Genomic DNA, 13,421 nt, shown 5'->3' on the forward strand with positions numbered 1-13,421 from the left:
GGGCGGCGCTAAGATCGGTTCTGATGCCGGGTCAGACGGGGGTCCGGCACTGATCGTGGAGTGCCGGGGGCATGAGATTCGGCGTGCTGGGGCCGTTGCACGCCCAGGTCGCGGGGTGCGAAGTCCGACTCGACGGAGCGCGGCAGGCGAAGATGCTTGCCGCGCTTCTGGTCGACGCGAACAACCTCGTCACCATGGAACAGCTCGTTGCCGTGATGTGGGACGGGAAGGTCCCCGCCACCGCGGTCCGCCAGGTCCAGGACGCCATGTCCGGGCTGCGCCGCAACCTCGCCGCGTGCGGGGCGTCGCGCTCCCTGATCAGCACCCGGCGCGGCGGCTACCAGATCCACCTGGAACGGGAGCAGTTGGACCTGCTGGAATTCGACCACCAGCGGCAGCTCGCCGAGCGGCACACCTCACCGTTGGAGACCGCCGTCGCGCTGCGGCGCGCGCTGGCCTGCTGGCGCGGTGACGCCCTGGTCGGCATGGCGAGCCGGGTCCTGGAGCTGGACGCGGCACGGCTGAACGAGAAGCGCGCGGCCACGCACAAGCTCTGCCTGAGCATCGAGGTCGGCCTGGGGCGCCATCGTGAGGTCATCGAGGAACTGACCGCCCTGCTAGGGGAGTTCCCCTTCGACGAGCAGGTCGCCGAGCACTTGATGGTCGCCCTGTACCGGTGCAGACGGCAGGGCGAGGCGTTACAGGTGTACGAGCGGCTGCGCCGGACGCTCGCGGACGAACTCGGCGTCGATCCCACCCCGCCGCTCCAAGCCCTGCACCAGCGCATTCTGGCCGCCGATCCTTCCCTGGCGGCACCCGCCCCGGCCCCCGCCCCGGCGAGCGGCCCCGCGACCACCGGACCGGACGGGCCCGGCGCCGCCGCCGAACCGGCCATGGCGCTACCGGTACGCCAACTGCCCTTAGGCGTACATGACTTCGTGGGCCGAGCCGACGCGCTGGCGCAGGTCGCACGGCAGTTGGACGCGTCGGCGCCCGACCGGGCCCCGGTGGCCGTCGTCGTGGGCGGTCCCGGTGTCGGCAAATCCTCCCTGGTGACGCACGCCGCGCGGCTGGCCAGCGCCTCCTTCCCCGACGGCCAGCTCTACCTCGACCTCGCCGGAACGTCGGACGCGCCACGGGACCCGGCGCTGATGCTGGCCGAGGCGCTGCGCGCCTTCGGGGTCGGCGGCAGCGCGATCCCGAACGGCCTGCCCGAACGGGCCGCGCTCTACCGGTCGTTACTGGCGGACCGCCGGATGCTGGTGGTACTGGACGACGCCGGTCACGCCAGTCAGGTGCTGCCCCTGCTGCCGGGCGCCGACGGCTGCGCGGTGCTCATCACCAGTCGCATGCTGCTGACGCAGCTTCCCGGCGCCCGGCACATCGACCTGGACGTGCTGAGCCTGGCGGAGGCGCGGGAGTTGTTCACCGGCATCGTCGGGCGGCGGCGGGTCGAGCGGGAACCGGCGGAGGCCGACGCGATCCTCGCCTGCTGCGACAACCTGCCGCTGGCGATCCGGATCGCCGGCGCCAAGCTCACCGGCCGCCCGGCCTGGTCGCTGCGGGTGCTGCGGGAACGGATCGAGGACGAGTCCCGTCGGCTGGCCGAGCTGAGGATCGGGGACCTCAGCGTGCGAGCCAACGTCGAACTGAGCGTGCGGCTGCTCCCGCCCGACGCGGTACGCGCGCTGAGCCTGCTGGGGCTGCTCGGCGCGTCCACCCTGCCCGGCTGGGTGGTCGGCCCGCTGCTGGACCGCCGCGACGCCGACGACGTGCTGGACACCCTCGTCGACGCCAGCCTGGTCCGTCTCACCGCCACCGACGCCATCGGCCAGCCGCGCTACCGGCTCCACGACCTGATCAGGACCTGTGCCGTGGAGCTCGCCGCACAGCTGCCGGAGGCGGACAGGCGGGACGCGATGGTCCGCGTACTGGCCACCTGGCTCGACCTGGCCGGGCGCGCCACCGATCGGCTGCCCGCAGGGCTGCTGGTCGCCGAACCCGGTTCCGCGCCGCGCCGTTCGCTGCCGGACGCGGTCGTGGACCGGCTGATGGCCGACCCGGTCGCCTGGTTCGACGCCGAACGCGACACCCTGCTCGGCGCGGTGCGACTGGCCGTGGACTGGGGACTGGACGAATTGGCCTGGGAGTTGGCGGCAGGTCCCGCGACCTACTACGACCACCGGTGCCTGTACCAGGACTGGGAGCACGGGCACCTGCTCGCGTGGGGAGCGGCCGAAGTCGCGGGCAATACGCGCGGCGCGTCGGTGCTGCTGCGCGGCCTTGGCCAACTGAACATCTACCGCGACGAGTTCGACGAGGCGACCCGCGCCCTGGAGTCCTCCGCCGCCCTGTGCCAGAACGGCGAGGACAAGCGCGGCCAGGCGTTGGCGATGGCCATGCTGAGCACGATCAGCCGGGTGCAGGGCCGTTACGACGAAGCCGCCGCCCGTATCGAGCGGGCCCTGTCCATCGCGGTCGGTGAGGGCGACCGCCACCTCGAAGCCCAACTGTCCTGTTCGATGGGCGTGATGCGGCTCATGCAGGACGAACTCGACGAGGCGGAGTCCTGGTTCGGCGAGGCGTTGCGCCAGGCCAGGGCGCTCGACGACGGGCATCGGGTGGCGGTCGTGCTGCGGCGGTTCAGCCGGCTGCACGACCGGCGCGGCGATCCGGACGAGGCGCTGCGCTGCCTGGGGCAGGCGCTGGCCGCCTTCGAGGAACTGGCCGACGAGCGGTGCGCCGCGTACACACTGCTGGAAGTCGGCCGCGTGCACGCCGGCCGGCACGACCGGGACCGGGCAGGCCCGGCGCTGGAACGCGCGGCCGGAATCTTCCAACGACACGGCGACCGCCACGACGAAGCCGCGTGCTGGCAACTGCTCGGCGACCTGGACGCCGCCGCCGGAGCCCACGACCTGGCACACCGCCACCACGAACGCGCACTGCGGCTGTGGCAGACCATCGGTGACGCGCACCGGACGAAGGCCCCGGCGCCCCCGTCATCACCATGACGACGCCGCGCGGTCCGTCCGTACCGCCACCCAGGGGAATTCCAGGTCACGGGGCGTGGGCCACCGGGGGCGGCGGGGTCGGGGTGGGTAGTCTCGCGCTGCCCCGGGTGCAGTTCCGCCTGCGCGCCGACCGATGGAGATGACCTATCGCCGAGTCGAAGGCCGCCACCGCGGGGGCCTCCCCCGGAACCCAGCCGCCCGAGGCCGAGCGGCTGCGGACGATGTTGCGCGACCCCGCCTACCGGCGAGCGCTGCTCTTCTGCGCCCTGATCGGCATTCCGGTGTCCGCGCTGGCCTTCTGGTTCCTCGCGGCGCTGCACGAGTTGGAGCAGTTGGTCTGGACGGACTGGCCCAAGGATCTGGGGTGGCCGCACGCACCCTGGTGGTGGCCCTTTCCGGCGTTCGCGCTGGCGGGACTGGTCGTCCCGCTGGTGGCGGGCCGGTTGCCCGGCCGCGGCGGACACGTACCGGCGGCCGGGTTGCACTCAGGTGGGCCAACGAGGGCAGCGATTCCCGGTGTGATCATCGCGGCGCTGTTCAGCCTGCCGCTGGGCGCGGTGCTGGGACCCGAGGCGCCGCTGATCGCGCTGGGCGGTGGGCTGGCCCTGGTCTTCCGTGACCTGGCGCGCGCGCCGGCCTCACCGCGGAGCACCGCCCTGCTCGGTGCCGCCGGTTCCGCGGCGGCGATCTCCGCGATCTTCGGCAACCCCCTGGTGGCGGGCATTTTGCTGATGGAGGTGGCGGGCGTGGGCGGGCCGCAGCTCTTCGCCGTGATGCTGCCGGCCCTGCTGGCCAGCGGCATCGGATCGGTGATCTTCAGCGGGTTCGGCCAGTGGACCGGCTTCAAGACCGGGAGCCTGGCGGTCGGTCTGCCCGCCCCTCCCGTGCTGGACACCGGTGACGTCGTCTGGTCGCTGCTGATGGGGCTGGTCATCGGAGCGGCCGTCCACGTACTCGTGGTGGGCGGACGGTACGTGGCGGTCTTCGTGTCCGGCCGACTGCTGCCGCACACGACGCTCTGCGCGCTGGCGGCCGGCGGGTGCGTCGCGCTCTTCGCGGTCAGCACCGGCCGCTCGCCGTCCGAGGCGGCGCTGTCGGGTCAGGCGACGCTGTCGCAGTTGGCCAAGGACCCGCATGCCTGGTCGGTGGGGGCGCTGGTGGCGGTGCTCGTCTTCAAGGGGGCCGCCTACGTCCTGTGCCTAGGGAGCCTGCGCGGCGGCCCGGTCTTCCCGGCCCTCTTCCTGGGCGGAGCCGCGGGCGCGCTGCTCGCCCCGCTGCCGGGGCTCGGCCTGGTACCCGCGATGGCGGCCGGGATGGCGGCGGCGGCCACATCGGCGCTGCGGCTGCCGGTCAGCAGCGTCGTACTGGTCGCGATCATGCTCGGCCACTCCGGCTCCGTGCCGGTCATCGTCCTCGCCTCCGTGATCTCCTTCATGGCCGCCGAACTGTTGCCACAGGGGCCCGTTCTTTCCGGACGACCCGCGTGACCCCGGCCCCGGTCCTGCTCCCCCTCCGGCTCCGCCTCCGGCCTTAATCCTGCTCCTGCTCCTGCTCAGCGGACGCGGTGGTCAGGACGCCGCACAGGGGGCCGGTCGGGGACGGGGAATTCGTCTCCGGCGAGTACGAGCGTGCAGGTCGGAGGCTGGGATCGGTGGTGCGGTCGCCCCTCCACGCGGACGGCGAAGGGCCGGGGCGGGTCCTCCGGAAGTTCCCCGGAGAGCGTGAGCCGGTCGGCGTTTCCGTCCTCCCGGTGGCCCACCTCCCGCCCGTCGACGAGGAGTTCGACCTCTCGATGGTGTCCGCCGCTGACGTCCACGCTGATCGAGTGTCCGGCGTGTTCGATGTGGAAGTGATGGAGCTGGTTCATAGCGGCCTCGTTCAGGCGCTGGAAAGTGATCGGGGGGGGTGAGACGCCCGATCCGTCGGCGGACCTCTTCGCCCGCGGGTCGCGCTCGGCGGCGAGAGCGCCTTTCCATCAGATCACGGTCGGGACGTCGCCGCGCGGCGGCCCGTGGCCAACGGACGCATCACCGCACGCGCGGACCCGGCCCCGCGTGACGCGGGACCGTGCGGAGAACCATGGCCCTGCTCAGCGGAATCCGCCGGCTCCACCGCCGCTACGCGGGCGAGGCGACCCGCTCCCCCACCGGCTCGGCCTTCCCGTTCCTGACTCGCCCCAGCAGCCCCGCCGCCTCCGGCACCCGCTGGAGCGCCCCCAGCAGCAGCACCCACAGGTCGTGCAGCCGCTCCTCGATCTGGTCGCGGCCGTCCAGCGCGTCGGAGACGGTGTGGAGGCCGAAGAAGGCGTAGACGACACCGGGGGCCGCGACCGCCGGGGCGACACCGTCGGCCAGTTCCCCACGGCGGCCGGCCTCCTCCAGCAACGCGGTCACCGTCTCGATCCAGGGACTGAACGGGGTCGGCAGCCTCGCGTCGATCGCCTTGCGCTCCATCCACAGCCGGGACCCGGCGCGCACGACGACATCGTCGCGGAAGGCGCGCGCCACGGTGAAGCTGAGCGCGACGAGTTTCTCCAGCGCGGGCGCGTCGGCCGTCCGGGCGCGGTCGACCAGTTCCGGCCAGGTCGCGAAGTGCGCCTCGACGACGGCCAGCGCGAGTTTCTCCTTGTTGGCGAAATGAAAGTAGATCGCTCCGCTGGTGCGGCCGGACAGCGCGCTGATGTCGCTGATACTCGTCCCCGCATAACCACGTTCGTCGAACAGACGCGCCGCGGCCTCCAGCAGAAACCGCCGTGTCGTCTCCGCCCGCTCCTGCACGTTCACTCCGCCTGCCGCGCCGTCACCAACAGCAGGCAATCTACTACCTCCGCGTAACATCCACGAAGCAATGCGCGTGCAAATCCCCAGGGCGTGAGTTCTCCTTATGGTATGAATTCTCCGACAGGGGTCGGCGGTCGTGCCCGTCCGCTGACCTGGTCCCGGACGGTCCCCCGCGAGACAGTGCACCGCGCGTCCGTCGCCGAGGTTCTCCTGACCGACGTACGGCCGACGGCGGACGACGCGTTCGAGGCCGCCGCCGCCTGGCCCCGATCGCATACGACCTTCCCCCTCGACGGGACCGACCGGCACAGCCCGCTGGTCCTGGTGGAGACCCTGCGGCAACTCGGCATCTACATACCCCTGCGCTGGTACGGGGTCCCGCCCACCAGCCACCTGCTCATCACCGACCTGTCATTCGACCTGCGGCCCGCACGCGCGCCGCGGGCGGGCCACGGCTGCACCGAGGTGACGTGCCGGATCGCGGTCGGCGGTCGCCGCCAGGGGGCGGACGGCGTCACCACCGGCCTGCGGCTCGACGTCACCTACCTCGCCGACGGCCGAGCGTTCGCGCAGGCCAACGGGGGTGCCCGCTTCCTGAGCGCTCACGGATACGCGGCGCTGCGCGCCGAACGCCTCACGGCGCGCCAGCCGACGCCGACGGCCGACGGGCGCCCCGCGCCCGCCGCGCTGGCCGTCGCCCACCTCAGAGATGTGCTGATCACCCACCGCGGCGGCACGGTCGAGATCGACCCGGCCGACCCCTGCCACCCGTTCTTCTTCGACCACCCGACCGACCATGTCCCCGGCATGGTGCTCCTGGAGGCGGCGCGGCAGGCCGCCGCCGAGGTCAGCGGCGGCGTACTACTCCATCCGACGTGCGGCCGTCTGGTGGCGGCGCGGTTCGCCGAGTTCACGCCGCGGGCCAGCGTGGAGTGCGTCCCGCACCACCGGACCTGCGTCTTCCGCATCCACAACGGCGCCGAGCGCGCCGCTTTCGGCGTACTCGGATACGGCGACTCGGGTGATTACGCAGAGGACTCACTTGACTACGTTGGGTTGACGTCCATAACGTAACGATCGATATGTTCTTGGCGGTCTCCCAGACGGCCCTTTTACGGGGCCGCGTCCGCCGAGGGCCCGCGCCCGTCTGCTTTCACCGGTATGCCGACCCCGCCGCGAGGAATGCGACGTCGCATCGCCGGCACATTCAGGCATTCCTGAAAAGGAAATCCCCGATGAACTCTCATCCCATTCTTTCGTGGACACCCGCGGCCATCGTCTTCGACTGCGACGGCACACTCATGGACACCGAACGCCATTGGCAGCAGGCCCGCGAACTGGCCATGAACGATGTCGGGGTCGCCCCCGCCGAGGGCTTCGCCGAACGGGCGAAGGGCCTGCACTTCACCGAGTGCGGTCAGCTCATGGCCGACGAAGCAGGCCGCCCCGAGCTCGGCGTCCAGCTCACCTCCGGCCTGCTGCACCACTTCCGCGCGCTGGTGGCCCGCGAACCGCAGACCATGCGCGGCGCGCGGGAGCTGGTGGAGACGGCCGCCAAGTTCGCCCCGCTCGCCGTCGCCAGCAACTGCCCTCTGGACGTCGTGGAGACCTGCCTCGACCACGCCGGGCTCCGGGACCACTTCGACCACATCGTGGTCGCCGACGAGGACAACCGGCCCAAGCCCCACCCGGACGTCTACCTGACCGCGGCCCGGCTCTGCGGCGCCGCGCCGGGCGACACACTGGCGGTCGAGGACTCCGCCTGCGGGGTGGAGGCGGCCGTACGCGGCGGCCTGCGCGTCGTCGGCGTCGGCCCCTGGCCGGGCGAGGACATCGCGGCGCGGGTCGACCTGTGGGTCGCGACGCTCGACGAGCCGGGCATCTTCGAGTGGGCGACGCGCCGGATGGCCCAGCGGCTGCCGGTCTGATCCGACCCGCCGCGGACCGGCGGGTCTCCCGCCCCGTGTCCTCCGGACGGACCGGCCCACTCCCCCGCTGCCCCGTCCGCCCGCGGGTCACCCGCCGGGTCCGCCGGTCGTCCGTCAGCCGCGTGGCCGGTCAGGCACTCTGTTCCTCCGGTACGTCCCCCGCCGCCGCGAGCAGCGGGCCCAGCCGGGAGACGGTTCCGCGCGCGGAGGAGAACAGCAGCGCGATCCCCACCGCGCCCGGGTCCGGGACGCCGGCCGCCCGGTCGCCGAGGTAGCTCGCGCGGCCGCGCCGGGCCGTCAGCCGGGCGGTGTTGCCGACGCCTTCCCACGCGGCCCGCGCCGCGTGGGCCACGGCGGTGGCCGGGTCGGTCCCCGGCGGCTGCGCCGTCAGCGCGTCGGAGGCCGGGGCGAGCGCGTCGACCAGGGTCTTGTCGCCAACGGTCGCCTCTCCGACCCGCTGAATGGCCGCGAGGCCGTTGCCGACACCGGCGGCCAGCGCTCCGGCGTCGGGTCCCCCCTCGCTCACCGCGAGCGCCGCCGCCATCTCATGGAACAGCAGGCCGAACAGGGGCCCGCTGGTGCCGCCGACCTCATCGAGGAAAGCGGCCGCGGCGGCGTCCAGCGGGCCGGCGCAGCTCGCCTCGGGGGGCCTGACCCGCTCCGGTGCGCCGTTCGAGGCGGCCTTCCACGCCTCCGGGCCGATCGGGTCGTCGAGACGTCGCAGCGTCGCCCGGAGGCCCGCGACGAGGTTCGCGCCGAAGTCACCGTCGCCGACCTGCTGGTCCAGTGCGGTCAGTTCGGGCTCGGTGGCCTCCGCGGAGGCGGCGAAGCGGCGTATCCAGGCATCGGTGAACGCGGTGCGGGACGGTGCGGCCATGACTGCCTCCGGGGAACTCGTGAGTCGCGGGGTTCCTATACGACCGGTGCGGTCGCGGGCCAGGCGGGGGTGTGGGCGGGCGCGTCGTAGTAGGCGAGGGTGTCCGCGTCGGCCACCAGCAACGTCAGCGAGAAGCCGCGCATGTCCAGGGCCGTGACGAAGTCGCCGACCAGGGTCCGCTCGACGGCCGCGCCGCGCCCGTCGAGCACCTTGGTGACCTCGTGCAGGACGGCGTACAGCTCCATCCTGGTGATGCCGCCGAGGCCGTTGACCAGCACGATCACCGACGTGCCGGGGACCAGGCCCAGGGGGTCGGCCAGCGTGCCGACCATGTCCGCGGCCAGGTCGCGCAACGGGCGTTCGCGCAGCGTGCGACGGGCCCGTTCACCATGGATGCCGACGCCGTACTCGAGACCGCCGGCCGGCAGGTCGAAGGCGGGCAGGCCGGTGGCGGGAGCGGTGTGGGCGGCGGAGGCCACGGCCATGCTGCGGCAGCGGCCCACCACGTCCACGCCCAGGGCGGCCAGGTCCTTCAGGCCCATCCCGGTGTCCGCCGCCGCGCCGAGGATCTTCTCGACCAGCACCGTCGCACCGGTTCCTCGGCGGCCGTTCACGACCTCCGCGGAGTCCGAGGCGGCGTCGTCGTCGATCAGGACCCGCGCGCAGTCGACGCCCTCGCGAGCGAGCCGTTCGGCGGCGATACCGAAGTTGATCTTGTCGCCGGTGTAGTTCTTCACCAGGTGCAGCACACCGTTCTCCCGCGCCACGGCGAGCGAGGCGGCGAAGATCTGGCGGTTGTGCGGCGAGGCGAAGACGCGGCCGGGACAGGCGGCGTCCAGCATGCCCGCGCCCACATAGCCGATGTGCAGCGGCTCGTGCCCCGAGCCGCCACCGGACACCAGGCCCACGCGTCGCGCGGGCGACGGGGTCAGCGCCCGTACGAAGCCGTTCGCTTCGTCCCAGGCGACGCTGTCGGCGTGCGCCCGTTCGAAACCGGCCAGGGAGTCCACGACGAGGTCGTCGATCTCGTTCGCGAAGTAAAGGCCCATGGTGCACCAGACCTTTCCGGAGAACGCGGTCGGTCTCCTGCGTAATCATGCTGTTCGGTATCACCCGAAACGGCAACTTTCCGCCCACGTACGAGTGGCTGTCCCAGAAGTACCGGACGTACGAGCGGGCGGTCGGGTATAAGGCGTGCCGCGTGGCCGTCGGAGGTTATCTCCCTCTCGGGACACGCAGAATCTATGTCGGCCGGAGTAGACATTCGGCGGTGACGTGGTTATGGTTTCTCTCGTAGCCGAGATCAGCAAGGCCCGGCAGACACGAACTGCCGGGCAGCAGTACGCGAAGTGCAGGACGCAGGACGGTGCGGTGGTGGAGTTCCAGAGCCGGGGTTGTTGCCAGACGGGCGATGGGACTGACCGCCGGACCGGGTGGCCCGAGGTGATCAGGGGCCGCCACGAGCAGTACCGCAGTGCCAAGAGATGATTCAGAGGGTTGATCCCGAGGGAAGAACGGAGGAGCCGAGCGCCATCAGGATCGCCCGGGCGGATTTTCGGGCCCGGGTACCGCAGGACATCGATAGTGAGGTGGTCTCCGGTCAAGCAACCGCGATCCCCGCATCAGCCGCCAAACCCCTCCCGGTGGCGATGCGGACACAGAGAGCCGGCGCAGTACGTAAGCCGGTAGATGGTGTAGCAGTTCCTTCGGGGCCTTGGTGCCGTTCGGCACCAAGGCCCCTCAAGCGCGTTCCACAGAGAGGCGAGATGACAGCAGACGACTCGTTCGGCCGACTCGACGACGACGACTACCCCGCGTACACCATGGGCCGAGCAGCCGAGATACTCGGTACCACCCAAGGCTTCCTCCGCGCGATCGGCGAAGCCCGCCTGATCACCCCGCTGCGTTCCGCGGGCGGACACCGCCGCTACTCCCGCTACCAACTGCGCATCGCCGCGCGCGCCCGCGAGCTCGTCGACCAGGGCACCCCCGTCGAGGCGGCGTGCCGCATCGTCATCCTCGAGGACCAGCTCGCGGAGGCCCAGCGCATCAACGAGGAGCTGAGTTCCTCCGAGCCCCGCGACCGGGCCACCGGCTGAACGACTCCCGACCTCAGCGACTCCCTACCTGAACGACTCGCTGCCTGAACGACTCCGACGCGCCGTGGCCCGGCATTCCGCGTGCTCCCGGCGGAGGCCCGAGCCGTGTCCTCGCCGCTCCCGGCGGGAGCCGCTTGTTGGGGACGGGCCTGGGTGGCAGGGTTGTGGGGACCGTCGTCCCGGCCGCCGCGGAGTGGCCGGGTGGGGTGGTCGCGCTGGTGTCGTTCCCTCGGGCGTGTGCCCTGTGGTCCCCGGTGGCATGTGCTGGTCGATGTGCGCGACCTCGTGGTCCCGCGCTGTGAGGGGATTGAGTCATGGCGGAAGAGACTGATGCCGGCAGGGTGCGTTCCGGTCCGAAGCGGTGGGCATGACCGCGCACGGTCTGGCGCGCGCACTGGCCGGGTTGCTGGAGGCCAGCCATACGGCGCCGTTCGAGCGGTTGCCGCGTCTGCTGGACACCGCGGCCAAGCAGGCCGGCGCGGGCGGGGCCCGGCTCTTCGTGGCGGATCTCCAGGAGGAGGTACTGCGCGAGGTGACCGGGACCGGCCTGAACGCCGGCGAGGGCGGCGAGGAGCACCGGATCGAGGGCACCTTGCCCGGTCGCGCCTACCAGATCACACAGGTCACCGCCCCGGCGTCCGGCGGGGCGTGCTGGATGCCGGTGCGGGACGGCACGGAACGTCTGGGCGTCCTGCACGTCGAGCCCGGCCCCGACGACACGGGCACGCCCGACGGTGAGGTGGCGCTGGCGCTGGCGTCGATGGCCGGACTGCTGCTGGTCTCCAAGCGGGCCAACAGCGACTCCCACGCCCGGCTGACCCGCACCCGGCCGATGGGCGTGCCCGCCGAACTCCAATGGGCGCTGATGCCGCCACGGACCTTCTCCGACCAGCGGGCCACGGTCAGCGCCTTCATGGAACCGGCCTACGAGGTGGCCGGGGACGCCTTCGAGTACGCGCTGGCGGACGACATCCTGCACCTGGCGATCTTCGACGCCATGGGCCACGACACGTCCGCCGGACTGACCGCCGCTCTGGCGATGTCCACCTGCCGCAGCCACCGCCGCGCCGGCGCCACCATTCCCGACGCCAGCAGAGCCATCGAAGACACGCTGGTCGGGCAGTTCGGACACACCCGGTACGCCACCGGCGTCCTGGCGGACCTGGAACTGGACACCGGCAAGTTCAGCTGGGTCAACCGGGGCCACCTGCTGCCGGTACTGATCCGCGGGGGCCGGTGGTCCAGCACCCTGTACTGCCCTCCGGCCGGGCCGATGGGCAGCGGATTCAACCTGCCGGTCGAGCAGCGCACCGAGCAGTTGGAGCCCGGAGACCGGCTGCTGCTGTTCACCGACGGCATCACCGAGGCCCGCGACAGCGACGGCCGGGAATTCGGTGTGGAGCGTTTCACCGACTTCATCACCCGCCACCACGCGGACAACCTTCCCGTGGACGAGACGCTGCGCCGCCTGATGCGCACCGTCATGGAGTACCACCACGGACGCCTCGAGGACGACGCCACCGTCCTGTTCTGCGAATGGCACGGCCCGGACGGCGCGACGGGGGGTCAGGCGGCTCGGACGAGTTCGGCGCGGCCGAACAGCAGGGCGTAGCCGGCGGGGAGTTCGTTGATGGTGCGGGTGAGCAGGTCGCCGGGCAGGAGGGCGGCGACGGTGCTCAGGACGGCGCCGGTGTCCCAGCGGGCGACGGCGGGGGTGACGCCGGTGCGGGCCGCGATGTCCTGGACGAAGCTCCAGCCGGTGCGGGGCTGCGCGGTGGGCGCCTGGGCGGTGAGGATGTCAGCGGCCTGACGGGGCAGATGGGCGGCGAGTGCCGTGCGCGGGTCGTCGCCGAGCTGGCTTCCCAGGGCCGCGAGCACGGCGTGGACGGCCTGCTCTGCGCGTTCGCGGGTGGGGTAGGCGCCGTCGTAACGGACGGTTTCCAGCATCTGGTCGTAGGTGAGCGCCGACGCGGTCCGGCGCTGTTCGGACTGGGCGTGCATGGCTGCGGCGGTGGCCTTCCGTTTCGGGCGGCGGCCGGGCCCGGTGAGCGGTGCCGGCCGCCGGGTGGGGTGGAGGAGATGTCGGTCAGCGGCGAAGGAGGGTGCCGAAGGGTTCGCGTCCTTCGCCGCGCGGTACCGCGGGCGGCGGGGGGTCAGCCGGCGATCTGCCGGCGGTTGTCGCCCGCGCCGACGGAGATCTTGCGGGGCTTGGCCCGCTCGGCGATCGGGATGCGCAGCGTCAGCACCCCGGCCTCGTAGTCGGCCTGGATCTGCTCGGTGTCCAGGGAGTCGGCCAGCACGATCTGGCGGGAGAAGACCCCCAGCGGCCGCTCGGACAGATCCATCTGCACGCCCTCGTCGTGCGGGGCGGGCCTGCGCTCGGCCTTCACCGTCAGCATGTTGCGCTCGACGTCGATGTCGATCGCGTCCGGCGAGACCCCGGGGATGTCGAAGGACACCACGTACTGCTCGCCGTCGCGGTAGGCGTCCATCGGCATCGCGGCGGGCCTCGACCAGGTGCCGGGGCGCAGGAGCTGCTCGGTGAGTCGGTCCAGTTCACGGAAGGGGTCGGTACGCATCAGCATCGCGGAACACCTCCAGGAAGTCGGGCGCTTGGCGCCGGTGTCGTTCACCTGCCCTCTGTTGTAGCATGTCATCCATCCGATGACAAACATTGATGTCACCCTGAGGGTGACACCCCTGGGTGACAGCCCGGAGGAGGC

At 72.1% G+C, this 13,421-nt stretch carries 12 protein-coding genes; 6 read left to right on the forward strand and 6 right to left on the reverse strand.

All coding sequences use genetic code 11. The features are described 5' to 3' along the window. Positions 1 to 71 precede the first annotated feature (71 nt). On the forward strand, positions 72 to 3,014 hold the full coding sequence (locus ABZX65_RS22195) for a BTAD domain-containing putative transcriptional regulator (RefSeq protein WP_355342578.1): 2,943 nt from the start codon (positions 72 to 74) through the stop codon (positions 3,012 to 3,014). A 221-nt stretch (positions 3,015 to 3,235) separates the two neighbouring features. Next, positions 3,236 to 4,501, forward strand: a complete 1,266-nt coding sequence (locus tag ABZX65_RS22200; RefSeq protein ID WP_355342581.1) for a chloride channel protein — start codon at positions 3,236 to 3,238, stop codon at positions 4,499 to 4,501. 65 nt (positions 4,502 to 4,566) lie between these two features. On the opposite strand, the gene ABZX65_RS22205 is transcribed toward ABZX65_RS22200, so the two are convergent. Next, positions 4,567 to 4,881: a hypothetical protein gene (locus ABZX65_RS22205; RefSeq protein WP_355342584.1), complete on the reverse strand. Its 315-nt coding sequence runs from the start codon at positions 4,879 to 4,881 to the stop codon at positions 4,567 to 4,569. Between the two features lie 250 nt (positions 4,882 to 5,131). Continuing rightward, entirely contained in the window at positions 5,132 to 5,791 is a 660-nt protein-coding gene (locus tag ABZX65_RS22210) for a ScbR family autoregulator-binding transcription factor (protein ID WP_355342587.1), read from the reverse strand. Between the two features lie 111 nt (positions 5,792 to 5,902). On the opposite strand from ABZX65_RS22210, the gene ABZX65_RS22215 reads away from it, so the two are divergent. Further along, positions 5,903 to 6,868 (forward strand): ScbA/BarX family gamma-butyrolactone biosynthesis protein, encoded by a 966-nt coding sequence (locus ABZX65_RS22215; protein ID WP_355342590.1) that lies wholly within the window; start codon positions 5,903 to 5,905, stop codon positions 6,866 to 6,868. 161 nt (positions 6,869 to 7,029) lie between these two features. Continuing rightward, on the forward strand, positions 7,030 to 7,722 hold the full coding sequence (locus ABZX65_RS22220; RefSeq protein WP_355342593.1) for an HAD family phosphatase: 693 nt from the start codon (positions 7,030 to 7,032) through the stop codon (positions 7,720 to 7,722). Positions 7,723 to 7,852: 130 nt separating this feature from the next. Here the strand turns inward: ABZX65_RS22220 and ABZX65_RS22225 are convergent, their stop codons facing one another. After that, the gene (locus tag ABZX65_RS22225; protein ID WP_355342596.1) at positions 7,853 to 8,599 is read right to left on the reverse strand and encodes a DAK2 domain-containing protein; all 747 of its coding nucleotides are present in this window, start codon (positions 8,597 to 8,599) and stop codon (positions 7,853 to 7,855) included. 35 nt (positions 8,600 to 8,634) lie between these two features. After that, positions 8,635 to 9,648 (reverse strand): dihydroxyacetone kinase subunit DhaK, encoded by a 1,014-nt coding sequence (locus ABZX65_RS22230; protein WP_355342599.1) that lies wholly within the window; start codon positions 9,646 to 9,648, stop codon positions 8,635 to 8,637. 717 nt (positions 9,649 to 10,365) lie between these two features. Between ABZX65_RS22230 and ABZX65_RS22235 the strand changes: the two genes are divergently transcribed. Then, a complete protein-coding gene (locus ABZX65_RS22235; protein WP_355342602.1) occupies positions 10,366 to 10,698 on the forward strand; it encodes a MerR family transcriptional regulator in 333 nt (110 codons plus the stop codon). A gap of 367 nt (positions 10,699 to 11,065) precedes the next feature. Beyond that, positions 11,066 to 12,310 carry a PP2C family protein-serine/threonine phosphatase gene (locus tag ABZX65_RS22240; protein WP_355342605.1) on the forward strand — a complete coding sequence of 415 codons (1,245 nt, stop codon included), beginning with the start codon at positions 11,066 to 11,068 and terminating at the stop codon, positions 12,308 to 12,310. Here ABZX65_RS22240 and ABZX65_RS22245 read toward each other — a convergent pair. Together ABZX65_RS22245 and ABZX65_RS22250 are read right to left on the reverse strand one after the other, a co-directional pair. Then, positions 12,265 to 12,699, reverse strand: coding sequence for a DUF2267 domain-containing protein (locus tag ABZX65_RS22245; protein WP_355342608.1), 435 nt, complete (start codon positions 12,697 to 12,699; stop codon positions 12,265 to 12,267). The two genes, ABZX65_RS22240 and ABZX65_RS22245, sit on opposite strands and share 46 nt — an antisense overlap. Positions 12,700 to 12,851: 152 nt before the next feature. Further along, entirely contained in the window at positions 12,852 to 13,283 is a 432-nt protein-coding gene (locus tag ABZX65_RS22250) for an Hsp20/alpha crystallin family protein (protein ID WP_355342611.1), read from the reverse strand. Between the last annotated feature and the right edge of the window lie 138 nt (positions 13,284 to 13,421).

Origin of the sequence: Streptomyces sp. NPDC003300, assembly GCF_040610915.1 — a bacterium.
Lineage (GTDB): Bacteria > Actinomycetota > Actinomycetes > Streptomycetales > Streptomycetaceae > Actinacidiphila.

Excerpts from the sequence above, each read along its gene's own strand:
- ABZX65_RS22195 (WP_355342578.1), top strand. The coding sequence starts at position 72 with ATGAGATTCGGCGTGCTGGGGCCGTTGCACGCCCAGGTCGCGGGGTGC.
- ABZX65_RS22200 (WP_355342581.1), top strand. The coding sequence starts at position 3,236 with ATGTTGCGCGACCCCGCCTACCGGCGAGCGCTGCTCTTCTGCGCCCTG.
- ABZX65_RS22205 (WP_355342584.1), bottom strand. The coding sequence starts at position 4,881 with ATGAACCAGCTCCATCACTTCCACATCGAACACGCCGGACACTCGATC.
- ABZX65_RS22215 (WP_355342590.1), top strand. The coding sequence starts at position 5,903 with ATGAATTCTCCGACAGGGGTCGGCGGTCGTGCCCGTCCGCTGACCTGG.
- ABZX65_RS22220 (WP_355342593.1), top strand. The coding sequence starts at position 7,030 with ATGAACTCTCATCCCATTCTTTCGTGGACACCCGCGGCCATCGTCTTC.
- ABZX65_RS22225 (WP_355342596.1), bottom strand. The coding sequence starts at position 8,599 with ATGGCCGCACCGTCCCGCACCGCGTTCACCGATGCCTGGATACGCCGC.
- ABZX65_RS22230 (WP_355342599.1), bottom strand. The coding sequence starts at position 9,648 with ATGGGCCTTTACTTCGCGAACGAGATCGACGACCTCGTCGTGGACTCC.
- ABZX65_RS22235 (WP_355342602.1), top strand. The coding sequence starts at position 10,366 with ATGACAGCAGACGACTCGTTCGGCCGACTCGACGACGACGACTACCCC.
- ABZX65_RS22240 (WP_355342605.1), top strand. The coding sequence starts at position 11,066 with ATGACCGCGCACGGTCTGGCGCGCGCACTGGCCGGGTTGCTGGAGGCC.
- ABZX65_RS22245 (WP_355342608.1), bottom strand. The coding sequence starts at position 12,699 with ATGCACGCCCAGTCCGAACAGCGCCGGACCGCGTCGGCGCTCACCTAC.
- ABZX65_RS22250 (WP_355342611.1), bottom strand. The coding sequence starts at position 13,283 with ATGCTGATGCGTACCGACCCCTTCCGTGAACTGGACCGACTCACCGAG.